Annotated in this window: 18 protein-coding genes; 11 read left to right on the top strand and 7 right to left on the bottom strand. The window is 64.0% G+C overall.

Features of this window, described 5'->3' with window-relative positions:
* Positions 1-47: 47 nt before the first annotated feature.
* Positions 48-1,382, bottom strand: a complete 1,335-nt coding sequence (locus P9217_RS07355; protein WP_067322894.1) for a dicarboxylate/amino acid:cation symporter — start codon at positions 1,380-1,382, stop codon at positions 48-50.
* Positions 1,383-1,615: 233 nt separating this feature from the next.
* Here P9217_RS07355 and P9217_RS07360 point away from each other — a divergent pair, with 233 nt between their 5' ends.
* The 3 genes from P9217_RS07360 to P9217_RS07370 all read left to right on the top strand — a co-directional run bounded on the left by P9217_RS07360 (position 1,616) and on the right by P9217_RS07370 (position 5,333).
* On the top strand, positions 1,616-3,481 hold the full coding sequence (locus tag P9217_RS07360; protein ID WP_095826079.1) for a sensor histidine kinase: 1,866 nt from the start codon (positions 1,616-1,618) through the stop codon (positions 3,479-3,481).
* A complete protein-coding gene (locus P9217_RS07365) occupies positions 3,478-4,866 on the top strand; it encodes a sigma-54 dependent transcriptional regulator (RefSeq protein ID WP_278086310.1) in 1,389 nt (462 codons plus the stop codon). Before P9217_RS07360 ends, P9217_RS07365 begins: the two co-directional genes overlap by 4 nt.
* 212 nt (positions 4,867-5,078) lie before the next feature.
* Positions 5,079-5,333, top strand: a complete 255-nt coding sequence (locus P9217_RS07370; protein WP_170950361.1) for a hypothetical protein — start codon at positions 5,079-5,081, stop codon at positions 5,331-5,333.
* Here P9217_RS07370 and ggt read toward each other — a convergent pair whose 3' ends face one another.
* The 3 genes from ggt to P9217_RS07385 form a co-directional block, all read right to left on the bottom strand.
* Positions 5,334-7,073 (bottom strand): gamma-glutamyltransferase, encoded by a 1,740-nt coding sequence (gene ggt / locus P9217_RS07375; RefSeq protein WP_278086309.1) that lies wholly within the window; start codon positions 7,071-7,073, stop codon positions 5,334-5,336.
* A gap of 225 nt (positions 7,074-7,298) precedes the next feature.
* On the bottom strand, positions 7,299-8,591 hold the full coding sequence (rhaI, locus tag P9217_RS07380) for an L-rhamnose catabolism isomerase (RefSeq protein WP_278086308.1): 1,293 nt from the start codon (positions 8,589-8,591) through the stop codon (positions 7,299-7,301).
* A 160-nt stretch (positions 8,592-8,751) separates the two neighbouring features.
* Positions 8,752-10,854 (bottom strand): bifunctional rhamnulose-1-phosphate aldolase/short-chain dehydrogenase, encoded by a 2,103-nt coding sequence (locus tag P9217_RS07385; RefSeq protein WP_278086307.1) that lies wholly within the window; start codon positions 10,852-10,854, stop codon positions 8,752-8,754.
* 187 nt (positions 10,855-11,041) lie between these two features.
* Between P9217_RS07385 and P9217_RS07390 the strand changes: the two genes are divergently transcribed.
* From P9217_RS07390 to P9217_RS07420, 7 genes are all read left to right on the top strand, one after another.
* Positions 11,042-11,851: a DeoR/GlpR family DNA-binding transcription regulator gene (locus P9217_RS07390; RefSeq protein WP_278086306.1), complete on the top strand. Its 810-nt coding sequence runs from the start codon at positions 11,042-11,044 to the stop codon at positions 11,849-11,851.
* 55 nt (positions 11,852-11,906) lie between these two features.
* Positions 11,907-12,902, top strand: a complete 996-nt coding sequence (rhaS, locus tag P9217_RS07395; protein ID WP_095782942.1) for a rhamnose ABC transporter substrate-binding protein — start codon at positions 11,907-11,909, stop codon at positions 12,900-12,902.
* Between the two features lie 120 nt (positions 12,903-13,022).
* Positions 13,023-14,579, top strand: a complete 1,557-nt coding sequence (locus tag P9217_RS07400; RefSeq protein ID WP_278086305.1) for a sugar ABC transporter ATP-binding protein — start codon at positions 13,023-13,025, stop codon at positions 14,577-14,579.
* Positions 14,576-15,553 carry an ABC transporter permease gene (locus P9217_RS07405; RefSeq protein WP_067322800.1) on the top strand — a complete coding sequence of 326 codons (978 nt, stop codon included), beginning with the start codon at positions 14,576-14,578 and terminating at the stop codon, positions 15,551-15,553. The genes P9217_RS07400 and P9217_RS07405 overlap by 4 nt, the downstream gene beginning before the upstream one ends.
* A complete protein-coding gene (locus P9217_RS07410; RefSeq protein WP_095799395.1) occupies positions 15,550-16,551 on the top strand; it encodes an ABC transporter permease in 1,002 nt (333 codons plus the stop codon). The genes P9217_RS07405 and P9217_RS07410 overlap by 4 nt, the downstream gene beginning before the upstream one ends.
* Positions 16,551-16,865 carry an L-rhamnose mutarotase gene (gene rhaM, locus P9217_RS07415; RefSeq protein WP_067322795.1) on the top strand — a complete coding sequence of 105 codons (315 nt, stop codon included), beginning with the start codon at positions 16,551-16,553 and terminating at the stop codon, positions 16,863-16,865. The genes P9217_RS07410 and rhaM overlap by 1 nt, the downstream gene beginning before the upstream one ends.
* Positions 16,862-18,226, top strand: coding sequence for an FGGY-family carbohydrate kinase (locus P9217_RS07420; RefSeq protein ID WP_278086304.1), 1,365 nt, complete (start codon positions 16,862-16,864; stop codon positions 18,224-18,226). Before rhaM ends, P9217_RS07420 begins: the two co-directional genes overlap by 4 nt.
* Before the next feature lie 85 nt (positions 18,227-18,311).
* Here the strand turns inward: P9217_RS07420 and P9217_RS07425 are convergent, their stop codons facing one another.
* Together P9217_RS07425 and galE are read right to left on the bottom strand one after the other, a co-directional pair.
* The gene (locus P9217_RS07425; RefSeq protein ID WP_095799393.1) at positions 18,312-19,568 is read right to left on the bottom strand and encodes a D-amino acid dehydrogenase; all 1,257 of its coding nucleotides are present in this window, start codon (positions 19,566-19,568) and stop codon (positions 18,312-18,314) included.
* Between the two features lie 181 nt (positions 19,569-19,749).
* Positions 19,750-20,745, bottom strand: a complete 996-nt coding sequence (galE, locus tag P9217_RS07430; protein WP_095799492.1) for a UDP-glucose 4-epimerase GalE — start codon at positions 20,743-20,745, stop codon at positions 19,750-19,752.
* A 280-nt stretch (positions 20,746-21,025) separates the two neighbouring features.
* Here galE and hemA point away from each other — a divergent pair, with 280 nt between their 5' ends.
* Positions 21,026-22,303 (top strand): 5-aminolevulinate synthase, encoded by a 1,278-nt coding sequence (gene hemA / locus P9217_RS07435; protein WP_278086303.1) that lies wholly within the window; start codon positions 21,026-21,028, stop codon positions 22,301-22,303.
* A gap of 11 nt (positions 22,304-22,314) precedes the next feature.
* Here hemA and P9217_RS07440 read toward each other — a convergent pair whose 3' ends face one another.
* Positions 22,315-23,481: a pyridoxal phosphate-dependent aminotransferase gene (locus P9217_RS07440; RefSeq protein WP_095826053.1), complete on the bottom strand. Its 1,167-nt coding sequence runs from the start codon at positions 23,479-23,481 to the stop codon at positions 22,315-22,317.
* Between the last annotated feature and the right edge of the window lie 91 nt (positions 23,482-23,572).

Below are 23,572 nucleotides of genomic sequence, written 5' to 3' on the forward strand. Positions count from 1 at the left end.
CTACGGTGAAGTCACCGAGGCAATTTTCCGGGAATTGTTTCGATCGCTCAGGCCGGCTGCAGGCCGCCTGAGAGCGCGAGGTCTGCCTCCTCCGGCATCTGGCCGGCCATGGCGGCGGCGAACTGCTTCTGGTCGAGCTCGCCTTCCCAGCGCGCCACCACGATGGTCGCGACGGCATTGCCGACGAAGTTGGTGAGCGCGCGGCATTCCGACATGAAGCGGTCGACGCCGAGGATCAGCGCCATGCCGGCAACCGGCACCGAAGGCACGACCGAAAGCGTGGCCGCCAAGGTGATGAAGCCCGCGCCGGTGATGCCGGCGGCTCCCTTGGAGCTCAGCATCGCAACGAGCAGCAGCAGGATCTGGTCGCCGAAGGTGAGCGGCGTGTCGGTCGCCTGGGCGATGAACAGCGCTGCCAGCGTCATGTAGATGTTGGTGCCGTCGAGGTTGAAAGAATAGCCGGTCGGGATGACAAGACCGACCACCGAGCGATTGCAGCCGGCGCGCTCCATCTTGGCCATCAGGCCGGGAAGTGCTGCCTCCGACGATGAGGTGCCGAGCACCAGGAGCAGCTCTTCCTTGATGTAGCGGATCAGCGCGAGGATGGAGAAGCCGTTGTACCATGCCACCGCGCCCAGCACGATCAGCACGAAGAGCAGCGACGTCAGGTAAAAGGTGCCGATCAGGAAGGCGAGATTGGCGATCGCACCGATGCCGTATTTGCCGACGGTGAAGGCCATGGCGCCGAAGGCGCCGATGGGCGCAGCCTTCATCAGGATGGCAACAAGACGGAAGATCGGCGCCGTCAGCGCCTGCAGGAAGTCGACCACCGGACGAGCGCGCTCGCCGACCAAAGCGAGAGCGACGCCGAACAGCACCGAGAAGAACAGCACCTGCAGGATGTCGCCTTGGGCGAAGGCGCCGGTGATGGTGTCGGGGATGATGTTCAGCAGGAAGCCGACGATCGTCGTATCATGGGCCTTCTCGGTGAAGGTCGAGACCTTCGAGGCGTCGAGCGTCGCCGGATTGATGTGCATGCCGGCGCCGGGCTGGACGACATTTGACACGATCAGGCCAACGATGAGCGCCAGTGTCGAGAAGACGAGGAAATAAATCATCGCCTTGCCGGCGACCCGGCCGACCTTATGCAGGTCGGAGACGCCGGCGATGCCGGTCGCGACGGTGAGGAAGATCACTGGCGCGATCACCATCTTGACCAGCTTGATGAAGGCATCGCCGAGCGGCTTCAACGAGGCGCCGATGTCGGGATAGAAATGGCCGAGCAGGATGCCGGCGGCGATCGCCGCCAGGACCTGCACGTAAAGATGCCGATAAAAGGGAACTTTGCCGCGCGGTTCCGCGGCAGCGATTGCCGTCTGCATGATGTCCTCCGTTCGGCCCCGATCGAGAAGCTCGACCTCCCGGGGCAGTTGACCTTCACAGCCTCGCGGCTGCTGCGGATGCATTTGCAACGGCCGTGCCAGATTGCGCCTTGAGGCGTCGAGCATTGATTTTGTTTGTTTTCTGACGCAACGCGCTTTGCCATTCGACAGCGCAGTGCGGCGATCCGCATAGCTCGAATTGTGCTTTGTGCGAAATCATGCACAAATGGGCGATGCTGCAACGCCCCGCCGCTGCCCTCGCTTCGACGCCCGAACTGCTCGCCGGGCGGGCGCGGCGCGCCTGGCTGCTGTTTGCGGCGGTGGCGCTTCTCATCGTCTTTGCAGCGCTCTATGGCGCCGGCCTCTACGGACGCTCGACCGAGATCGAGGCGCTGTCGGCGCAAGGGCGGACCGACGCCAATCTCAAGGTGGCGCTGCTGCGTGCGGTGCTCGAAAACCCGCGCGCGCTGCCGCTGCTTCTGTCCGAAGACCAGCAGGTGCATGACGCGCTCGCTGAGCGCAGCCCCGCCTCGATCGACGTGCTGAACCGCAAGCTCGAAGGGCTGGTTTCGGGCACCAAGGCCTCGGTGCTTTACGTCACCGGCCCGGACGGGCTGGCCATCGCTTCCAGCAACTGGCGCGAGCCGGTTAGCTTTGTCGGCAATGACTACGGTTTTCGCGCCTATTTCTCGGGCGCCATGCAATCCGGCACGGCCGAGTATTTCGCGCTCGGCAATGTCAGCAAGCGCCCGGGCCTCTACATTTCGCGCCGTGTCGGGAGTGCGGCGGCCCCGCTCGGCGTCGTCGTGGTCAAGATGGAGTTCGACCAGCTCGAAGCCGACTGGCACGAGGCGAACCGCCCGGCCTATGTCAGCGACGAGCATGGGGTGGTGCTGATCACCAGCGTGCCCTCCTGGCGCTTCATGACGACGGCGCCGCTGGCCGCTCCAGTCGCGGCCGACATCCGCGCCAGCCAGCAGTTCGGCGAGGCTCCGCTGGTGCCGTTGCCCATCACGAGACCGCAACCGCTGAGCCTCGATGTCGCACTGGTGCACGCCATCACGCCCGGCGGCAGCGACGCGGAGTATCTGCGGCTATCCACCGCCGTGCCGTCGACGCCATGGCGCCTCGACTATCTCGTGCCGGCGGAAGCGCCGATCGCGGCGGCGCAGCGCGAAATGCGTTTGTTGGCCCTCGGCGTCCTTGTCCCGCTGCTCGCTTTGGCCGCTTATCTGTTGTGGCGCCGGCAGTCCGCGCAGATGCGGATCGCTGCCGAGCAGGCGGCGCGCGCCGAACTCGAACGGCGCGTCGTCGAGCGCACGCAGGACCTCAGCCTCGCGCGCGACCGGCTGCAGGCCGAGATCGCCGACCACCGCAGCACCGAAGCCAAGCTGCAGGTCATGCAGCAGGAGCTGGTGCAGGCCAACCGCCTGGCGACGCTCGGCCAGGTTGCCGCGGGCGTCGCGCATGAGATCAACCAGCCGGTGGCGACCATCCGCGCCTATGCCGACAATGCGCGCGTTTTCCTGGAACGCAAGCAGACGGCGCCGGCGGAGGAAAATCTCGGCGCCATCGCAGCGCTGACCGAACGCATCGGCTCCATCACCGAGGAGCTGAAAGCTTTCGCCCGCAAGGGTCGCACCGCCGCCGAGCCGGTCGAGTTGCGCAGCGTCATCGAAGGCGCAGTGGTGCTGCTCAGGAGCCGCTTTGCCGGCCGATTGGACGCGCTGGCGATCACGCTGCCGCCGGCGACGCTGAAAGTGATGGGGAACCGGCTGCGGTTGGAGCAGGTGCTGATCAACCTGTTCCAGAACGCGTTGGAAGCGCTCGAGGGGCGTGACGGTGCTCGGGTCGAAGTGTCCGCCGCGGAAACCGCCGACGGCGTCGCGCTGATCGTGTCCGATAACGGACCGGGGATTCCGCCGGCGATCCTGAAATCGCTGTTCACGCCTTTCAATACCTCGAAGGAAAAGGGCTTGGGGCTCGGGCTCGTCATCTCGAAGGACATCGTCGCCGACTATGGCGGGCGTATCGAGGTGACAAGCAGCGGGACCGGCACCCGCTTCACCATCCATCTCTCGAAGGCTGGCCCGAGATGACAGACGGCAATCCGGTCGTCCTGATCGATGACGATAGTGACCTGCTCAAGGCGACGAAGCAGACGCTCGAACTTGCCGGTTTTGCCGTGTCTGCCTTTTCCTCGGCAAGCGAGGCACTCGCCGGCCTCGATGCCGGCTTTGCCGGCGTCTTGGTGTCAGACATCCGCATGCCCGAAATGGACGGCCTGCAGCTTTTCGACCTCGTGGTCGACCTTGACCCGGATATCCCCGTCATCCTCGTCACCGGGCACGGCGATATCGCCATGGCGGTAAAGGCGATCAAGGACGGCGCCTATGACTTCATCACCAAGCCCTTCGCGGCCGACCGGCTGGCGCAAAGTGTATGGCGCGCCGCGGAAAAGCGCCGTCTTGTTATGGAGAACCGCGCCTTGCGCGAAGCGGCCGAGCAGGCGCAGGAAGGCCTTCCGCTGATCGGCCAGACACCGGCTATGGAGCGGCTGCGCCGCACGCTGAGACAGATCGCCGACACCGATGTCGATGTGCTCGTGACCGGCGAGACAGGCTCGGGCAAGGAGGTGGTGGCGAGCCTGCTGCATCGCTGGAGCCGCCGCGCCAAGGGCAATTTCGTCGCGCTCAATTGCGGCACGTTGCCGGAGACGGTGATCGAAAGCGAATTGTTTGGCCATGAGGCCGGTGCCTTCACGGGCGCGCAGAAGAAGCGCGTCGGCCGCATCGAGCATTCGAGCGGCGGCACGCTGTTCCTCGATGAGATCGAAAGCATGCCGCCCTCCACTCAGGTGCAGATGCTGCGCGTGCTCGAAATGCGCGAGGTGACGCCACTCGGCACCAACGAAATCCGGCCGGTCGACCTGCGCGTCGTTGCCGCCGCCAAGATCGATCTCGGCGATCCCGGCCAGCGCGGCAATTTCCGCGAAGACCTCTATTATCGGCTGAATGTGGTGACGCTTTCGATCCCGCCATTGCGCGAGCGCCGGGACGACGTGCCGTTGCTGTTCGGGTATTTCGCCGAGCGCGCCGCTGCCCGCTTTCATCGCCAGGTGCCCGCGGCGCCGGCCGCCGTCCAGCGCCATCTGCGCGAACACGACTGGCCCGGCAATGTCCGCGAGCTCGCCCATTTTGCCGAGCGCTTCGTGCTCGGTCTGGAAGAGATCGGCAGCAGCCCCGCCGCTCAGCCGACAGATTTGGACGTCTCGATGCCCTTGCCGGAACGGCTGGAGCGCTACGAGGCCGAGATCATCCGCGAGACACTTGGCCGCAATGGCGGCGATGTCCGGCGTACGATCGAGGCGCTCGGCATTCCGCGCAAGACCTTCTACGACAAGCTGCAGCGGCACGGCATCGTGCGCAGCGATTTTTCCAGAGAGATCAAGCTTGTGGAACCCGATCGAAGCCCCCGGCGTTGAGGCTATCCAGAAAACCGTGGCACGTTGGCACCAGCCGGTTGGCGAACGCATGATGGCGGTGGCCTTGCCGGTTGCACTTGGCAAGCGTTGATGGTTTGTTGCCGCTCAGCGGAGAACGAATGATGCGCGAATCCCTCGGTCAAGACGAATACGGCTCGGCCAGCCCCTTTGATCCCGACGATCTGCCGAATCTCAACGCCATGGGACCGGCGATGGGCAGCGGCAATGATTTCGAGAAATATGCCGTTGCCGTCATCATCGTGTTCGGCGCGCTGATCATCGGCGGCCTGATGGCCGCGTCGATGACCTTCGGCCACCGCAACGGCTTCCTGTTTGCGTTGGGCGGCGCCACTTCGGCCTGGATTTCGGGCAACGCGCTGCTGATTGACCGGCCGCGCATTTATGCGCTGTTCGTCGGCATTGCCGCGGTGCTGCTGATTGCCTCAACCATCACCCTTGTCGTGTAGTCAGTAGCCCAGCGCGTCGCCGGAAGCGGCGCGGCTGTCGATGGCTCCGTTGTAGCGGGCGCCGCCGCCTTTCTCGATCTCCGCCAGGCTCTTGCCGCCGACCAGGATGCCGGCCGCCTGGCCCCAGGTCTGGTCGCTGAGATCGAGATGATAGCCCATGCCGGCAAGCAGCCTTTCAGTGTCGGGAGAAAGCCCGAAAGGCTCGACATAGACGGTGTCGGGCAGCCATTGATGGTGGATGCGCGGAGCGTCGATCGCCTCCTGAATGTTCATGCCGTGGTCGATGACGTTGACGATTGCCTCCAGCGTGATGGTGATGATGCGCGAGCCACCCGGGCTGCCGATGACCATGAACGGCTTGCCGTCCTTCACAACGACGGTCGGGCTCATCGAGGACAGCGGCGTCTTCTTCGGCTGGATCGCGTTGGCCTCGCCTTGGACCAGTCCGTAGAGGTTGGGCACGCCGGGCTTCTGGGTGAAATCGTCCATTTCGTTGTTGAGCAGGATCCCGGTGCCGTCGGCGACGACGCCGGCGCCAAAGGAACCATTGAGCGTATAGGTGACGGCTACCGCGTTGCCGTCCCTGTCGATGATAGAATAATGGGTGGTTTCCTTCGACTCGCCGAAGCCCTTGGGCATCAAGTCCTTCGAGACACCGGCGCGGAACGGATCGATCTTGTCGCGGATGTCCTTGGCATAGCCCTTGTCGAGCAGTTTCGAGACCGGATTGTCGACGAAATCCGGATCGCCGAGCGCCGAATTGCGGTCGACATAGGCATGACGCATGGCCTCGACCATGACGTGGACGGTCTCGGCCGAGCCGGCTCCGAGATAGGACAGCGGATATCCTTCGAGCACATTGAGGATTTCGCAGATGATGACGCCGCCCGAACTCGGCGGCGGCGAGGAGATGATCTCGTAGCCGCGATAGGAACAGGTCACCGGCTTCAGCTCGCGCACCGCGTATTGCTCGAAATCGCCTTTGGCGAGGATGCCGCCCTTGGCGCCGCTCGCCTTGACGATCGCGTCGGCAATCGGCCCCTTGTAGAAGGCATCGGACCCTTTCTCGGAGATCGCCGAGAGCGAGGCCGCAAGGTCCGGCTGAACTAGCTTCTCGCCGATACCATAGGGCTTGCCGTCTTTTTTCAGAAAAATAGCGGCCGCTGCCGGATCCTTGGCCAGCCGGTCGGCGCTGCCGGCGAAGGAGGCCGCGTCGCCCTGGTTGAGCACGAAGCCGTCCTTGGCATAGGCGATCGCCGGGGCCATCAGGTCCTGTCTGGACAAGGTCCCGTATTTCTCGCGTGCCATCTCGAAGCCGGCCACCGAACCAGGCACGCCGACGGCGAGATAGCCGTCGAGGCTGGCACCTTTGATCGGCTTGCCGTCCTTGTCGAGATACATCGTCTTGGTCGCCGCCAGCGGCGCGCGCTCGCGAAAATCGATGAAGGTCGAATGGCCGTCCTTCAAGCGGATGGTCATGAAACCGCCGCCACCGATATTGCCGGCATTCGGATAGACGACGGCCAGCGCATAGCCGACGGCGACCGCCGCATCGACGGCGTTGCCACCCTTCTTCAGCACGTCGACGCCGACTTCGGTGGCGAGATGCTGGGCGGTCACAACCATGCCGTGCTCGCCCTTGGCGGGAGCCGGCGCAGCCGCAAAAACGGCGGTCGATGGTGTGAAGGCAACAGTGAGCGCAAAGCTGACGGCGATCAGCGTCCGGCGGGTGAGATGCATGGTGGGTCTCCAAGGCGGGGGGACACCCAGGAAAGACCGTTGGAGCGCGTTAGTCCAATAACAATTGGAGTAGCATTGGGCAGAGCCCCTCACCTGCCCCCCGAATTGCGAAGGGCAATTCGGGGCAGTCCGACCTCTTCCCGCTGGGGAAGGAGCTCGTCAGCGCCGACGCCAACCTCTTCTGCCTTGGGAGAAAGGCGGCCGCGAAGCGGCCGGATGAGGGTGTCAGACAATCCCGCCGCCACCGCCGGCGACGCCCGGCCGCTCCGCCGCGACCTTCGCCCGGTAGCCGGCCTCGCGATAGGCGGCGACTGGATCAATGGCGCCGCCGGTTCTCAGCCGCGCCATGGCGAGGATCGGCTCGACATCGGTGCGGTAGGCGGTCTTCAGCGTCTGCGTCGCCATCAGCGCGTCGTTCGCTTCCTGAAAACCGTCCAGCGCCTTGCGGTCGACCAGCAGCGCCTGCGCATAGGCGCGCTGCACCTCGACCGCGGACAGCATCAGGCTTTCGATCGGATCGGTGACGTTATGGCTCTGGTCGAGCATATGCGCGGGATGGAAGCCCTTGGCACCCGAAAGCTCTGCATCGACCAGCTCGTTGAAGACCAAAAACAGCCGGTAAGGATCGATCGAACCGGCGTCGAGATCGTCGTCGCCATATTTGGAATCGTTGAAGTGGAAGCCGCCGAGCTTGCCGAAATGAATCAGCCGCGACACGATCATCTCGATGTTGACGTTGGGCGCGTGGTGGCCGAGGTCGACGAGGCAGAAGGCCTTGTCGCCGAGCTCCTTGGCGATGATGTAGTTCGTGCCCCAGTCCTGCACGACGGTCGAATAGAAGGCCGGCTCGTACATCTTGTGCTCGGTAAACAGCCGCCAGTCGTCCGGCAGGCCGGCGTAGATTTGCCGCATGGCGTCGAGATAGCGCTCGAAGGCCTTGGCGAAACTGACCTGGCCGGGGAAGTTCGAGCCGTCGCCGATCCAAACCGTCAGCGCCTTCGACCCAAGCGTCCTGCCGATCTCGATGCATTCGAGATTGTGCTCGACCGCCTGGCGGCGCGTGCCGGCATCGGCGTGCGACAGCGAGCCGAATTTGTAGGAGAGCTTCTGGTCCTTCGCGTCGGAAAACGTGTTGGAGTTCATCGCATCGAACCCGAGCCCGAAACGCGCCGCCGCCTGCTTCAGCCGGTTCGGATCGGCCTTGTCCCACGGGATATGCAGCGAGACGGTAGGCGTCGCTTGCGTCAGCTGGCTGATGACGGCGCAATCCTCGATCTTGTCGAAGATGTCGCGCGGCTCCCCGGCGCCGGGAAAACGGGCAAAACGCGTGCCGCCGGTGCCGACGCCCCAGGACGGGATCGCGACGCCGAATTTTTCGACCGTGTCGCGGATCGCATCGATAGCGATGCCGCGCCGGTCGAGGCGCTCGCCGAGGGAGGCGTAGTCACGCTCGAGGGCGGGTTGGCGAGCTGAGTTGTGGTTGGCGACGAGGTCGGCTGAGATGATCTGTTCGGGCATTTTTTTCCTCCCAATTCGTCGGCGCTGCCCCTCATCCGCCTACTGGCACCTTCTCCCCGTATAGTGACGGGGAGAAGGGACGCGCTCCAGCGCTGGCGCCCCCTCTCCCCGTTCTTATGGGGAGAGGGTAAGGGTGAGGGGCAGCGCTGGCTCTGACAATTTACCGCGTAAAGCTCTGCGCGTTGCCGGCGTCGACATTGACGATGTTGCCGGTCGACTTGGCCGACATGTCGGAAGCGAAGAAGTAGATCGCTTCGGCGATATCTTCCGGAAATACCGAGCGTTTCAGCATCGAACGCGACCGGTAATGCTCCTCGAGATCGTCGGTCGACATCTTGTAGGCGGCGGCGCGCTGTTCCTTCCATTCGCCGGTCCAGATCTTGGAGCCGCGCAGCACGGCGTCCGGATTGACGACGTTGACCCTGATCTGCGCCTCCGCACCCTCAAGCGCGAGACAGCGCGCGAGATGGATCTCGGCCGCCTTGGCCGTGCAGTAAGCGGCGGCGTTGGGCGAAGCGGCAAGGCCGTTCTTGGAGGCGACGAAGACGACATTGCCGCCGATCTTCTGCGCGCGGAACAGCCGGAAAGCCTCGCGCGAAACGAGGAAATAGCCGGTCGACAGGATGTCCATATTCTTGTTCCACAACGCCAGCGTCGTTTCCTCGATCGGCGCCGAGGAGGCCAGGCCGGCATTGGAAACCAGAATGTCGATGCCGCCGAACTCGACCGAAGTTTCGGCAAAGCCCGACGTGACCTGATCTTCCGAGGTCACGTCGATCCGCACCGGACGGACGAAGTCTTTGCCGTAGGCTTTCGACAGCTCTTCGTGAGCGCCGGCAAGCGCGGTCTCATCGATATCGGCCAGCACGACGCAGGCGCCTTCGCGGAGCAGCCGGTTGGCCGTGGCGCGGCCGATGCCGCCGGCACCGCCGGTGACCAGCGCGATCTGTCCCGCCAGCGCCTTCGGCTTCGGCAGGCGCTGGAGCTTGGCTTCTTCCAACTGCCAGTATTCGATGTCGAAGGCCTCCTGTGCCGGCAGGCCGACATAGGACGAGACCGTCGAGGCGCCGCGCATGACGTTGATGGCGTTGACGTAGAACTCGCCGGAGATGCGCGCCGTCGCCTTGTCGCCGGCGAAAGTGAACATGCCGACGCCCGGCATCAGATAGACGACCGCGTTCGGATCGCGGATGGCGGGCGAGTCCGGATGTTTGCAGCTGTCGTAGTAGGCCTGGTAACCGACGCGATACGCTGCAATGTCGTCGGCGAGGCGCGCGATGACGGCATCGACATCCGGCCTTGCCGGATCGAACTCGATCACCAATGGCCGGATCTTGGTGCGCAGGAAATGGTCCGGGCAGGACGTGCCCAGGGCCGCCAGCGGGCGCAGGTCTTTCGAATTGACGAATTCGAGCACTGCCGGCTGGTCGTCGAAATGGCCGAGCTTATGGCTCTTTTCCGAGATCAGGCCGCGGATTCTCGGCATGAGTTTCGCGGCAATGGCACGCCGTGCCGGCGCCTCGAGCGCCTTCACCATCTCGCCGCCGAAGATCGCCTTGCCCTCGGATTTGCGCTCGAACCAGTCGATCGCCTGGTTGATCACCGAAGTCGTCGTTTCGTAGCATTCCTTCGGCGTGTCGCCCCAGGTGAACAGGCCGTGGCTTTCGAGAACCACGCCCTTGGCGTCGGGGTTCTCACGGCAGAATTTCTCCAGCCAAAGCCCAAGCTCGAAGCCCGGCCGCTTCCAGGGCAGCCAGCCGATGGCCTCGCCAAACACCTCTTTCGTGATCGCTCTGGAGTCCTTCGCCGCGGCAATCGCGATAATGGCATCGGGATGCATGTGGTCGACGCAAGCCTTCGGCACAAAGGCATGCAGCGGCGTGTCGATGGAGGCCGCGCGCGGATTGAGGTTGAAGGTGCAGTGGGGCAGATAGCCCACCATCTCATCCTCGTGGTCGACGCCGCGATAGAGGCTCTTCAGCGCGCGCAGCTTGTCCATGTAGAGGGTCGCAAACCCGTCGAGCTTGATCGAAGCGCTGTCGCCGCCCGAGCCCTTGACCCACAGCACCTCGACGTCCTCACCGGTCAGCGGGTCTTTCTGCCACACCTTGGACGAGGTGTTGCCGCCGCCATAATTGGTGACGCGCTTGTCTGAACCCAGCGTGTTCGAGCGATAGACCAGAAGCTCGGGACCGCTCATCCCTTCAGCCTTTGCGTCGTCCCACAGATTGGCGAGGCGCGAGCCAGAGCGCTTGTCGAGCATAGGTATCCTCCCTTGGGACGCTAAAAAATGCGCAGTCCAATTTGGTTGAAATGTCTACGCAACAGGACCTCTTGTCAATCATAAACGATCAAGATCGATCATATTGCACTGCACAATGAAAATATGTGATCGGAAATGATTGACACTGCGCGTTTTCTGGTGCCTGATAGCCAGGCAGGGAGGAACCATGCACGAAAAAGAGCGCCACAGGATTATTCTGTCCGCCGTCCAGGAAAAGCCTGTGGTGACGGTGCAGGAAATGGTCGACCTGACGGACTCCTCCGAGGCGACGATCCGGCGCGATATCGCGGCGCTGCATGTGCAAAAGCGCCTGCGCCGGGTGCGCGGCGGCGCCGAGGCGATCTCACCGCCGCAAGTCATCGGCCTTGCCGGCCGGCCCTTCTCGGTCAACGAAACGCTGAACGCCGCGCAGAAGCGGGCGATCGCGCGGGAAGCGGTGAGCCTTTGCAAGGACGGCGAGCCAATCATCATCAATGGCGGCACCACGACCTTCCAGATGGTGCATTTCCTGACCGGCCGCCGCATGCCGATCTTCACCAACTCGTTCCCGATCGCCGAGCATCTGCTCAAGCACTCGAAGAACACGGTGATGATGTCGGGCGGCACGATCTATCGCGAGCAGAACATCATCCTGTCGCCCTTCGACAATGACGTGACGCGCAATTTCTATGCGCGGCGCATGTTCATGGGCGCTCAAGGGTTGGGCCCGCTCGGCCTGATGGAAGGCGACCCGCTGCTGATCCAGGCGGAGCAAAAACTGATCGACCAGGCCGACGAGCTGGTGGTGCTGGTCGATTCCTCGAAATTCCGCATGCGCTCCAGCCTGATCCTGTGCGGGCTGTCGCGCATCACGACCGTGATCACAGACGACGGTCTCGACGACCGCGAAGCCAAGATGCTGGAAACCGCGGGCGTGGCGCTGATCGTCGCCCGCAAACAGTCAAGCGACAAGGAGGAATCTTCGCTGCAGGCCTGAGGACAGCTCGCGCCCGCGGCGGCGATGGAATGCAACGCTCAAGGGAGGATATTCGATGAGCTTTTTGAAGAAACTGCTGGTCACGGCGGCCTTTTCCGCCGCCATGTTCGTGAATGGCGCCTATGCCGAGAACGTCAAGATAGCGCTGGTCGTGAAGTCGCTCGGCAACGGCTTCTTCGACGCCGCCAACAAGGGCGCCGAGGAAGCGGCCAAGGAACTGGGCGACGTCGACGTCATCTACACCGGTCCGACCAAGGCGACGGCGGAGGCACAGATCGAGGTGATCAACTCGCTGATCGCGCAGAAGGTCAATGCCATCGCCGTCTCGGCCAATGACGCCGATGCGCTGGTGCCGGTGCTGAAGAAGGCGATGGATCGCGGCATCACCGTGATCTCGTGGGACTCCGGCGTCGCCAAGGAGGGCCGCCAGCTCCACCTCAACCCGTCCGACACCAATTTGATCGGCGAGACCATAATCAAGCTCGCCGCCGACTACCTGCCGGAAGGCGGCGATGTCGCCATCCTCTCGGCATCCTCGACCGCGACCAACCAGAATGCCTGGATCGAAGCGGCCAAGAAGGTGCTGCCGGAGAAGTTCCCGAAGATCAAGCTGGTCGCCACCGTCTATGGCGACGACGACTCCGCCAAGAGCACCGACGAAGCCAAGGGCCTGTTGAAATCCTATCCGAACCTCAAGGCGATCATCGCGCCGACCACCGTCGGCGTCGTTGCCGCCGCGCAGGTCGTCACCGACGAGAACCTGATCGGCAAGGTCAACGTCACCGGCCTCGCGCTGCCGTCGGAGTTCAAGAAGTTCATCGACAACGGCGCCAGCCAGGCGGTCGCGCTGTGGAACCCGATCGACCTCGGCTACTCGGCGATCTATCTTGCGCATGACCTGGCGGTGAAGAAAGAAGAGGCCAAGCCCGGCGCCACGCTGTCGATCGGCCGCGTCGGCAAGGTGACGCTCGACGACACCAACTCGGCTGCGATGGCTCCGCCCTTCCAGTTCGACAAGACCAACATCGAGAAGTTCTCAAAGATCTATTGATCTGAGGAGCCTGCACCCTCCCCCCTTGTGGGGAGGGTCGGCGAGGCGGTGTCGCGAAGCAAAACCGGCGAGACGGGGCGGGGGTGACGACACCTCCATGCACCAGGACCTTAACTTGATATGCTAGACAACCCCCACCCCGCTCACGTTGTTCGCGAGCCTCCCCGCGAGGGGGAGGGCAAAGTGGCCCCGCGCCTGACGCTCTCAGGCATCTCCAAGAGTTTTCCGGGCGTGCGGGCGCTGCACAATGTCAGCCTGTCGCTCTATCCCGGACAGGTGACGGCGCTGATCGGCGAGAATGGCGCCGGCAAGTCGACGCTGGTCAAGATCATGACCGGCATCTACCAGCCCGATGCCGGCGAGATCAGCATCGACGGCCAGGCCACGGCGCTGCCCAGCGCCCATGCCGCGTTCGGCCACGGCATCACCGCCATCCATCAGGAGACGGTGCTGTTCGACGACCTTTCGGTCGCCGAAAACATCTTCCTCGGTCATGCGCCGCGCACCCGCTTCGGCACGATCGACTGGCGCACCATGCGCAAAAATGCGCGCGAGGTGCTGGAGACGATGCGCGCCGGCCAGATCGACGCCGATGCTCGGCTAAAGGACCTTGGCATCGCCAACAAGCATCTGGTGGCTGTGGCACGCGCCATGTCCATCGACGCGCGCATCGTCATCATGGACGAGCCGACCGCCGCACTTTCGATGAAGGAGATCGAGGAGCTTTTCCTCTTGATCGAATTCCTGAAGAGCGAAGGCAAGGCGGTGCTCTTCATCAGCCACAAGTTCGACGAGATCTACCGCATCGCCGACCGCTACACCGTCTTCCGCGACGGCGAGATGGTAGGCGAAGGCCTGCTCAAGGACACCGGCCAGAACGAGATCGTGCGTATGATGGTCGGCCGCAACGTCGACCACATCTTTCCGCAGCGCGAGCCGAAGATCGGCGCGCCGGTGCTGTCGGTCTCCGGCCTGTCGCACCCGACCGAGTTCGACGATATCGGCTTCGAATTGCGCAAGGGCGAAATCCTCGGCTTCTATGGCCTCGTCGGTGCCGGCCGCAGCGAGGTGATGCAGGCGATCGCCGGCATTACGCGCACAAGCCGCGGCACGATCTCGCTGGACGGCAACTCAATCGCGCCGAAATCGGCGGCGGATTCGATCGAGGCCGGCATCGTCTATGTGCCGGAAGAGCGCGGCAAGCAGGGTGTCGTCATCGGCCTGCCGATCTTTCAGAACGTATCGCTGCCTTCGCTTGCGCGCACCTCGAAATCCGGTGTGCTCAAGCTGGCGGAAGAATTCTCACTTGCCCGCTCCTACACCGAGCGGCTGGACCTGCGCGCCTCGTCGCTCAGCCAGGATGTCGGCACGCTTTCCGGCGGCAACCAGCAGAAGGTGGTCATCGCCAAATGGCTGGCGACGACGCCGAAGGTCATCATCCTCGACGAGCCGACCAAGGGCATCGACATCGGCTCCAAAGCCGCTGTGCACGGCTTCATGGCCGAGCTCGTGGCGCAGGGGCTATCGGTGATCATGGTCTCCTCGGAACTGCCGGAAATCCTCGGCATGTCCGACCGGGTCGTGGTCATGCGTGAAGGCCGTATCGCGGCCACCTACGACAACAAAGGCCTCGACGCCGAGACGCTGGTCAGGACCGCAGCGGGGATCGCGGCATGAAGAATTTTCTCAAATATCGCGAGATCTGGCTGCTCGCCGGCATCGTCCTGCTGATCGGGCTGATCTCGACCCGCTTCCCCGGTTTTGCCGATCCGGCCAATCTGCGCCAGGTGTTCAACGACACCTCGATCCTGATGATCCTGGCGCTCGGCCAGATGGTGGTGATCCTGACGCGCTCGATCGATCTGTCGATGGCGTCCAACCTCTGCTTCACCGGCATGGTAGTGGCCATGCTCAACGCCGCCCATCCGGCGATCCCGATCCCGGTGCTGATCGTCATCGCACTGCTTGTCGGCCTCCTGCTCGGCGCCATCAACGGCTTCCTGGTGTGGCGGCTGAATATCCCGTCCATCGTGGTCACGCTCGGCACGCTCACCATCTATCGCGGCGCCACCTTCGTCGTCTCCGGCGGCGCCTGGGTCAATGCCGACCAGATGAGCCCCGACTTCATCAACTTCCAGCGCGCCGCCTTCCTCGGCCTGCCGGTCCTGTCGTGGATCGCGCTTCTCGTCATTGCGCTGTTCTTTCTGGCGATGACGCGCACGCAGATCGGCCGCTCGATCTATGCCATCGGCGTCAACCCGACCGCCTCGGTCTATGCCGGCATCGATGTCGGCCGCACCAAGTTCATCGTCTTTTGCATTTCCGGCATGATCGGCGGGCTAGCCGGGTACTTATGGATCTCGCGCTACGTGATCGCCTCGGTCGAAGTCGCCAACGGCTACGAGCTCAACATCATCGCCGCCTGCGTCATCGGCGGCATCTCGATCGCCGGCGGCATTGGCTCGGTCGGCGGCGCGGTGCTCGGCGCGCTCTTCCTCGGCATCATCTCCAACGCGCTGCCGGTCATCAACATCTCGCCCTTCTGGCAGATGGCGATCTCGGGCAGCGCCATCATCCTGGCCGTGGTGCTCAACGCGCGCGGCGAGCGCCGGCAGGGTCGCATCATCCTCAGAAAGGCGGAAGCGGCATGACCGACACCCCTGCCCCGCGCCATATCCCCGACCGGCTCGACAAGCCGCTTTCTTCGGCGATCTTTTCCTGGGAGGCACTGCTCGTAGTCATCGCGATCCTCATCTTCGCGGTGAACAGCTTCGCCTCGCCCTATTTCCTCGACCCGTGGTCGCTCTCGGATCTGACCTTCAACTTCACCGAAAAGGGCCTGATTGCGCTTGCAATGGCGCTGCTGATCATCTCGGGCGAGATCGACCTGTCGGTTGCCGCGATTGTCGCGCTCGCTTCGACGATGATGGGCATGGCGGCGCAGGCGGGCGCCGGCACGCCGGTGCTGGTCGCGATCGGCATCGCCGTGGGGCTCGGCTGCGGCGCCTTCAACGGATTGCTCGTCACCAGGCTCGGCCTGCCTTCCATCGTCGTCACCATCGGCACGATGAGCCTGTTTCGCGGCATCGCCTTCATCATCCTCGGCGACCAGGCCTATAAGGGATATCCGGAGAGTTTCGCCTTCTTCGGCCAGGGTTATGTCTGGTGGGTCTTCTCGTTCGAGCTGGCGTTGTTCCTTTTCGCGGCGCTGGTCTACTGGTTCGTGCTGCATCGCACGAGCTTCGGCCGCCGCGTCTTTGCCATTGGCAACAATCCGGTCGCCTGCCAGTTCTCCGGTGTGCGCGTCGACCGCATCAAATTCATCCTGTTTTGCCTCACCGGGCTGATGTCGGGCATCGCCTCGGTGCTGATCACGTCACGGCTCGGCTCGACAAGGCCGTCGATTGCGCAGGGCTATGAGCTGGAGGCCATCACCATGGTGGTGCTGGGAGGTGTGTCGATCCTCGGCGGCGCCGGCAGCATCCTCGGCGTGGTTCTTGCCGCCTTCATCATGGGGCTGGTGACCTTCGGCCTCGGCCTGCTCAACGTGCCCGGCATCGTCATGTCGATCTTCATCGGCCTGCTGCTGATCATCGTCATTGCGCTGCCGATCGTCTGGCGGCGGCTGCGCGAAGGACGTTTCGCCTGATGGAGAAACACGCCTTCAAGATGAAGCTCAATCCCGGCATGAAGGCCGAGTACAAGCGCCGCCATGACGAGATCTGGCCTGAGCTGGCGGAGCTGCTGAGAGATGCCGGCGTCTCCGACTATTCGATCTATCTCGACGAGGAGACCAGCATCCTCTTCGGCGTGCTGTGGCGACGCGACGATCACGGCATGGCCGACCTGCCGAAACATCCTGTGATGCAGCGCTGGTGGGCGCATATGGCCGACCTCATGGAAACCAAACCCGACAATGAGCCGGTGGCGGTGCCGCTGGAAACCATGTTCCATATGGCATGATCCGCCACGTCGCCGTCATCGATATCGGCAAGACCAACGCCAAGGTGGCGCTGGTCGAGCTCACGACGCCGAGCGAGATCGCGCTGCGCCGCACCGCGAACGCGCCCGTTTGGCAGGCGCCCTACCCCCATCACGATGTCGAGGCGCTGTGGACGTTCATCCTGAACAGCCTCGCCGATATCAACCGCGAGCGGCGGATCGATGCGATCTCGATCACCACGCATGGCGCGACCGGGGCGCTGGTCGACGCCGCCGGCGAACTGGTGCTGCCGGTGCTCGACTATGAGTTCGACGGCCCCGACCAGCTTGCGGCCGACTACGACGCCGTACGCGCTCCCTTCGCCGAAACAGGCACGCCGCGGTTGCCCATCGGCCTTAATCTCGGCGCGCAATTCTTCTGGCAGCAAAAGCGCTTTCCAGTGGAATTCGCCAAGTCCGCCGCGATCCTCATGTATCCGCAATATTGGGCGCTGCGGCTGACTGGCGTCGCCGCCAACGAAGTGACATCGCTGGGCTGCCACACCGATCTGTGGAACCCCTGGACGTCCGACTATTCCTCGCTGGTCGACAGGATGGGCTGGCGTCCGCTGATGGCGCCCGTGCGTCGGGCGAAGGACAGGCTCGGATCGATCCTGCCGGCGATTGCCCGACTGACAGGGCTCGACCCCGCGACTCCCGTGTTCTGCGGCCTGCACGACTCCAACGCCTCGCTTCTGCCGCATCTGTTGTCCGATCGGCCGCCCTTCTCCGTCGTCTCGACCGGCACATGGGTGGTCTCGATGGCGGTCGGCGGCAAGAAGGTCGAGCTCGATGCGGCGCGCGACACGCTGGTCAATGTCAATGCGCAGGGCCATCCCGTGCCGTCGGCGCGCTTCATGGGTGGACGCGAGTTTTCGCTGCTGACCGAGGGCCAGGCGCAGGACTGGACCGAGGCCGATGTTGCCGCCGTGCTGGCACGCCAGGCCTTGCTGCTGCCTTCAACCCAACAGGGGTCTGGGCCATTCCCGCACCATGCCGCGCAATGGGTCAACGCCGAGGGCTTGCCCCCCGGCCAGCGCTTCGCCGCCATCTCGTTCTATCTGGCGCTGATGACCGCGACCTGCCTGGAGTTGATTGGCGGCGACGGGCGGACGACGGTCGAAGGGCCCTTTGCGCGGAACCCGCTTTTCATCCGCATGCTGGCGGCGGCAACGGGACGGGCTGTCATTGCGTCGGAGACGTCGACAGGAACGAGCATCGGCGCGGCACTGCTGGCGTCAGACGGCGCTACGGTCATCAGCAAAGGCGAGCGGACCGAGCTACCCGCAGATCCGGCTTGGCATGATTACGCGCGAGCGTGGCAGCGGGTCGTCGGGACGTGATCCCCGCCATGGTATTTGCCACAACTTGACAGGTCACGCCGACCAGCGCCGACATAGGCCGGTGGCAACTTGCGGACCGAACGTCTCAGCCCGCTGTCGCGTAAAGCAACCCTTGCGGATCGATCTCGGGCTTGCGGCCGGCGACGAGGTCGGACAGGAATTTTCCCGAGCCGCAAGCCATGGTCCAGCCGAGATGGCCGTGGCCGGTGTCGAGATAGAGGTTGCGGTATTTCGCCTGACCGAAGATGGGCACGGAACTCGGCATCATCGGCCTCAGGCCTGCCCAAAGCAGCGCCTTCTTCTCGTCGAAGGCGCCCGGGAACAGGTCCTTGCCGGTTTCCAGGATGGTTCTGAAATCACGCGGCTTGAAGCTGCGATCGAAGCCTATGAATTCCGCCGTCGAGGACATTCGCAGCCGGTTGCCCAGCCTCGAATAGCCGATCAGCCGGTCCTCGTCGGCGCCGCCCATGGTCGGACCCCTGCTCTCGTCCTCGAGCGGGACGGTCACGGTGTAGCCCTTCACCGGGTAGACCGGCAGGTCGATGCCGTAGCGGCGGCCGAACAGGCCGCTTTCGGGTCCCATCGAGATGACGACGGCGTCGCCCGCAACCGGTCCGGCCGAGGTCATCACGGCTCGCACCCGGTCGCCCTCGATGTCGAGACCCTCGATTGTCGTGCCGAACAGGAACCTGACGCCAAGCTTCTCGGCCGCATAGGCGGCGAGCTTGTCGACGAATTGCTTGGAATCGCCGGTCTGGTCGATCGGCGAATAGATGCCGCCGGCGATCTTGTCCTTCACGCCGGCAAGGCCCGGCTCTAGCTCGGCTAGGCGGTCGCGGCCGACGATCTCGATCGGTAGGCCGTGCTCGCCGAGATAGCGGTAATTGTCGGTGCCGGTGTCGAAGCTTTTCTGCGAGCGGAAGAAGTAGAGGATGCCTTTCTTGCGTTCGTCGTAGTGGATGCCGGTCGCCTCCGAGAGCGCATTGATGCAGTCGCGCGAATAGAGCGCGAGCCTCAGCTTGACGTCGGTGTTGGCGCGCAGGCGCGCTATGGTGCATTCGCGCAGGAAGCGCAGGCTCCAGGCATAGAAATACGGATCGAGGCGCAGCCGGACCTTGATGCCGAGGTCATGGTTCCAGAGCGCGCGCAAAAAGGTCTTCAGCGCCGCCGGCGAGGCCCAGGCGGTGGCGTCGCCCGGCGAGACCAGGCCGGCGTTCGACTGGCTGGTGCCGCGCGCCGCTGCCTCATGGCGCTCGATCACCGTCACTTCATGACCGTCTTTAGCCAGATAGTAGGCGGCCGCCGTGCCAACCACGCCGGCGCCGAGCACCAAGACCTTCATGCCGTCCCTCAAGGCTCATTCCAATAGTGCGCCTTCGGCGCACCGCCGCATGAGCCTCAATACCGCGTCTAAAAGCGCCGGACGAGCCCTTGGCCCAACAAGTCAGTGTCATTTACGCAATTCCGGATGAAGGCTACGGCGAAGTCGCCGAACCCAACCGCCACTCACTTTCCTGAACTGCTTAGTTTCGAACGGAGTTCTTGGTCGTCAGGATGCGTTCCCAGGCCAGCGCGTCCTTGACGATCTGGTCGAGATCGTCGCGCTGCGGCGTCCAGCCGAACTCCTTGCGGGCAAGATCGGAATTGGCGACCACGGCGGCGGCGTCGCCCGGCCGTCGCTCACCCATGCGAACGTCGAAATCATGCCCGAAGGCGCGGCGCACGCTGTCGATCACTTCCAGCACCGAATAGCCGTGGCTGTAGCCGCAATTGGCGACGAGGCTCTCCCCGCCATCGCGCAGCCGCTGCAGTGCCAACCGGTGCGCCGCCGCCAGATCGCTCACATGGATGTAGTCGCGGATGCAGGTGCCGTCCGGTGTCGGATAGTCCTTGCCGAAGACCTGCATGAATGGCCGCTTGCCGAGCGCCGTCTCGCAGGCGACCTTGATCAGATGCGTGGCGCCGGGCGTCGACTGTCCGGTGCGGCCCTTGGGATCGGCGCCGGCGACATTGAAATAGCGCAGCGCCGTATAGCGGATGTCGTGCGCAATCGCGGCATCCCGCAGCATCCACTCGCTCATCAGCTTGGAGAGGCCGTAAGGGGATTCCGGCGCCAGCCGCGCGTCCTCACGCACCGGCTCCAGCCCGGCGCCGCCATAGACGGCTGCGGTGGACGAGAAGATGAAATGTGGCACGCCCTCGCGCACGGCGGTTTCGATCAGCGCGCGTGTCTTGCAGGTGTTGTTCTCGTAATAGCCGAGCGGATCGGCGACCGATTCCGGCACCACGATCGAGCCGGCGAAATGGATGATGGCGTCGACCTTGTTTTCCCGGATGATCCGGCCGACCAGATCGCGATCGGCGACGTCGCCGACGACGAGCTTCGCCTCCGGCGCCACCGCCCATTCGAAGCCGGTGGAAAGCCTGTCGAGCACGACGACGCTTTCGCCAGCGTCCAAAAGCTCCCAGACCATGTGGCTGCCGATATAGCCGGCACCGCCCGTCACCAAAACCGTCATCGCTTCCTCGCTGATCAAGATTTATCGGAAACTGTCTCAACAGCCGCCGTGCTGGAAACCCCGCCGTAAGCCCATTAGCCTCCCATTTTAGTGTTAAGTCTGTAACAGTTCCGCCTGCCCGAGGCATCGTACCGAAACAAAGCTGGTTCACATCCCCGGGAATAGGCCATGATCCGGCATCGTTAGGAACAGGCGCGGGGCGTGGCATTTTGACCGGTGCGGCGCGGTGGACGTAACATAGGCCCGTGACTATGATCCGGCGCAAAATTGGGAAGCCGACATGAACTACCAGCGGTTCTTCGAAGACGCGATCGACCAGCTCCATGCCGAGCGGCGCTACCGCGTTTTCGCCGACCTCGAGCGCATCGTGGGCAAGTTTCCACGCGCCATCTGGCGCTCCAACGGTCGCGCCCAGGAAATCACCGTCTGGTGCTCCAACGACTATCTCGGCATGGGCCAGAATCCGGACGTCATCGCCGCCTTCCAGAACGCGGCGGGCCGGATGGGCTCGGGCGCCGGCGGCACCCGCAACATTTCCGGCACGTCCAACCCGCTGGTCGAGCTCGAGCATGAGCTCGCCGACCTGCACGACAAGGAGGCGGCGCTGGTCTTCACCTCCGGTTTCGTTTCCAACGAAGCCTCGATCTCGACCATCGCCAGGCTCTTGCCCAACTGCCTGATCATCTCGGACGAGTTGAACCATGCCTCGATGATCGAAGGCGTGCGGCGTTCCGGGGCCGAGAAGAAGATCTTCCGCCACAACGACGTTGCGCATCTGGAAAGCCTGCTGCAGGCGGCAGGACGCGAGCGCGCCAAGCTGATTGTCTTCGAAAGCGTCTATTCGATGGACGGCGACATCGCGCCGATCAAGCAGATCGTCGAGCTCGCCGAGCGCTACAACGCCATGACCTATATCGACGAGGTTCATGCTGTCGGCATGTACGGTGCGCGCGGCGGCGGTATCACCGAGCGCGAGGGTCTTGCCGACCGCATCGACATCATCGAGGGGACGCTGGCCAAGGCCTTCGGCACGCTGGGCGGCTACATCACCGGCACAAGCGCTGTGATCGACGCGGTGCGCTCCTATGCGCCGGGCTTCATCTTCACCACCGCGCTGCCGCCCGCGATCGCGGCGGCCGCCACCACCTCGATCAGGCATTTGAAGCGCTCGCAGGCCGAGCGCGACGCCCAGCAGCGCCAGGCAGCGCGGGCCAAGCAGGTGCTTGCCGCGGCCGGGCTGCCGGTGATGGAATCGGCCACCCATATCGTGCCGGTGCTGGTCGGCGATCCCGAGCTTTGCAAGATGGCGAGCGACCGCCTGCTTGGCGTCCACGGCATCTACATCCAGCCGATCAATTATCCGACGGTGCCGCGCGGCACCGAACGGCTGCGCATCACGCCCACCCCGTTCCATTCGGACGCGCTGATCGCCGAACTGCAGGACGCGCTGGTCGAGACCTGGGATGCGCTCGGCATCCCCTATGCCGCCTCCGGCCGTCCGGCCGTCGCCAAGAGCGACCGGGTTATTCCACTCCTGGTGCCGAAGTCAGGCGGCTGAAGCCGCCCGTCTCACACCGTCTTCATCCATTTCGCCAGGCGATTTGCCGCTTCCTCGAGCTGATCGAGGCGGCGGTGGAAGCATAGCCTGAGGAAGGCCTCCCCGCCGGGGCCGAAGGCCGTGCCGGGCGCCAGCCCGACATTGGCGTTGTCGACGATGTCGAAGGCGGCGGCGCGGGAATCGGTGATGCCGTCGACGGTGAAGAACAGGTAGAACGCACCTTGCGGCACGGTGAAGCGCGCCTTGCCGGTGGCACCCAGGATGTCGCAGACCAGATCGCGCGCCGCACGTGCCCGCTCCACCTGCTCGACGATAAAGCCGTCACCCTTGTCGAGGGCCGCAACCGCGCCGCGCTGCATGAACTGGGCGACGCCCGAGGTCGAATACTGGATCAGGTTCTCGAACACCTGCTGCAGCGCCGGATGCGTCTTGATCCAGCCGACTCGCCAGCCGGTCATCGCCCAGTTCTTGGAGAAGCTGTTGACGAACAGGATGCGGTCTTCCGCCGTTGCGATATCGAGGAAAGACGGCGCGCGGCCGTGGCCATAGTGGAACAGCGCATAGATCTCGTCGGCGATGATCCAAAGCTTCTTCGTGCGGGCCAGATCGAGGATCGCTTGAAGCGTTTCCTTGTCGGCTGTCCAGCCGGTCGGGTTCGAGGGGGTATTGATGAACAGCGCCTTGGTACGCGGCGTGATGGCGGCTGCGATCTTGTCGACATCGCAGGACCAGCCATTCCCGGACTGGTCGAGCGTGACCGGCACGGGAACAGCGCCGGCGACACCGGCGGCGGCAGCGAAATTCGGCCACGCCGGCGAGAGATAGACGACCTCGTCGCCGCTGCCGGCGATCGCGTCGATGGCCAGTTGAATGGCATGCATGCCCGAGCCGGTAACGATGAATTCTTCCTCGGCGAAGCGCTGGCCGAAATACCTGGCATAGTAGCGGGCGAGCGCCTGCCTGAGCTCGGGAATGCCTTTCTGCCAGGTGTAGAAGGTCTCGCCATTGGCGAGGCCGCCTGCGGCGGCATCGCTGATGAAGGAAGGCGTCGGCAGGTCGCCCTCTCCGGCCCAGAGCGGGATCAGGCCTTCGCGCAAGCGGCCGTGATTGACGACGGCGACAATGCCGCTTTCGGGGGCAGCACGGGCTTCGGCGCGCAAGGTCTCAATCAGGGTCATGGACAAAATCCGTGCTCGTTTTGCTGCGCTCTTACCAGATGACCGAACAGAAAACCCCAGCCGCAAGCGGCCGGGGTTTTGGTCCAGCAAA

It is taken from the genome of Mesorhizobium sp. WSM4989, assembly GCF_029625795.1.
Classification (GTDB): domain Bacteria; phylum Pseudomonadota; class Alphaproteobacteria; order Rhizobiales; family Rhizobiaceae; genus Mesorhizobium.

Coding starts and splice junctions, on each gene's coding strand:
- P9217_RS07355 (WP_067322894.1), bottom strand. CDS start 1,382: ATGCAGACGGCAATCGCTGCCGCGGAACCGCGCGGCAAAGTTCCCTTT.
- P9217_RS07360 (WP_095826079.1), top strand. CDS start 1,616: ATGCTGCAACGCCCCGCCGCTGCCCTCGCTTCGACGCCCGAACTGCTC.
- P9217_RS07365 (WP_278086310.1), top strand. CDS start 3,478: ATGACAGACGGCAATCCGGTCGTCCTGATCGATGACGATAGTGACCTG.
- P9217_RS07370 (WP_170950361.1), top strand. CDS start 5,079: ATGGGCAGCGGCAATGATTTCGAGAAATATGCCGTTGCCGTCATCATC.
- ggt (WP_278086309.1), bottom strand. CDS start 7,073: ATGCATCTCACCCGCCGGACGCTGATCGCCGTCAGCTTTGCGCTCACT.
- rhaI (WP_278086308.1), bottom strand. CDS start 8,591: ATGCCCGAACAGATCATCTCAGCCGACCTCGTCGCCAACCACAACTCA.
- P9217_RS07385 (WP_278086307.1), bottom strand. CDS start 10,854: ATGCTCGACAAGCGCTCTGGCTCGCGCCTCGCCAATCTGTGGGACGAC.
- P9217_RS07390 (WP_278086306.1), top strand. CDS start 11,042: ATGCACGAAAAAGAGCGCCACAGGATTATTCTGTCCGCCGTCCAGGAA.
- rhaS (WP_095782942.1), top strand. CDS start 11,907: ATGAGCTTTTTGAAGAAACTGCTGGTCACGGCGGCCTTTTCCGCCGCC.
- P9217_RS07400 (WP_278086305.1), top strand. CDS start 13,023: ATGCTAGACAACCCCCACCCCGCTCACGTTGTTCGCGAGCCTCCCCGC.
- P9217_RS07405 (WP_067322800.1), top strand. CDS start 14,576: ATGAAGAATTTTCTCAAATATCGCGAGATCTGGCTGCTCGCCGGCATC.
- P9217_RS07410 (WP_095799395.1), top strand. CDS start 15,550: ATGACCGACACCCCTGCCCCGCGCCATATCCCCGACCGGCTCGACAAG.
- rhaM (WP_067322795.1), top strand. CDS start 16,551: ATGGAGAAACACGCCTTCAAGATGAAGCTCAATCCCGGCATGAAGGCC.
- P9217_RS07420 (WP_278086304.1), top strand. CDS start 16,862: ATGATCCGCCACGTCGCCGTCATCGATATCGGCAAGACCAACGCCAAG.
- P9217_RS07425 (WP_095799393.1), bottom strand. CDS start 19,568: ATGAAGGTCTTGGTGCTCGGCGCCGGCGTGGTTGGCACGGCGGCCGCC.
- galE (WP_095799492.1), bottom strand. CDS start 20,745: ATGACGGTTTTGGTGACGGGCGGTGCCGGCTATATCGGCAGCCACATG.
- hemA (WP_278086303.1), top strand. CDS start 21,026: ATGAACTACCAGCGGTTCTTCGAAGACGCGATCGACCAGCTCCATGCC.
- P9217_RS07440 (WP_095826053.1), bottom strand. CDS start 23,481: ATGACCCTGATTGAGACCTTGCGCGCCGAAGCCCGTGCTGCCCCCGAA.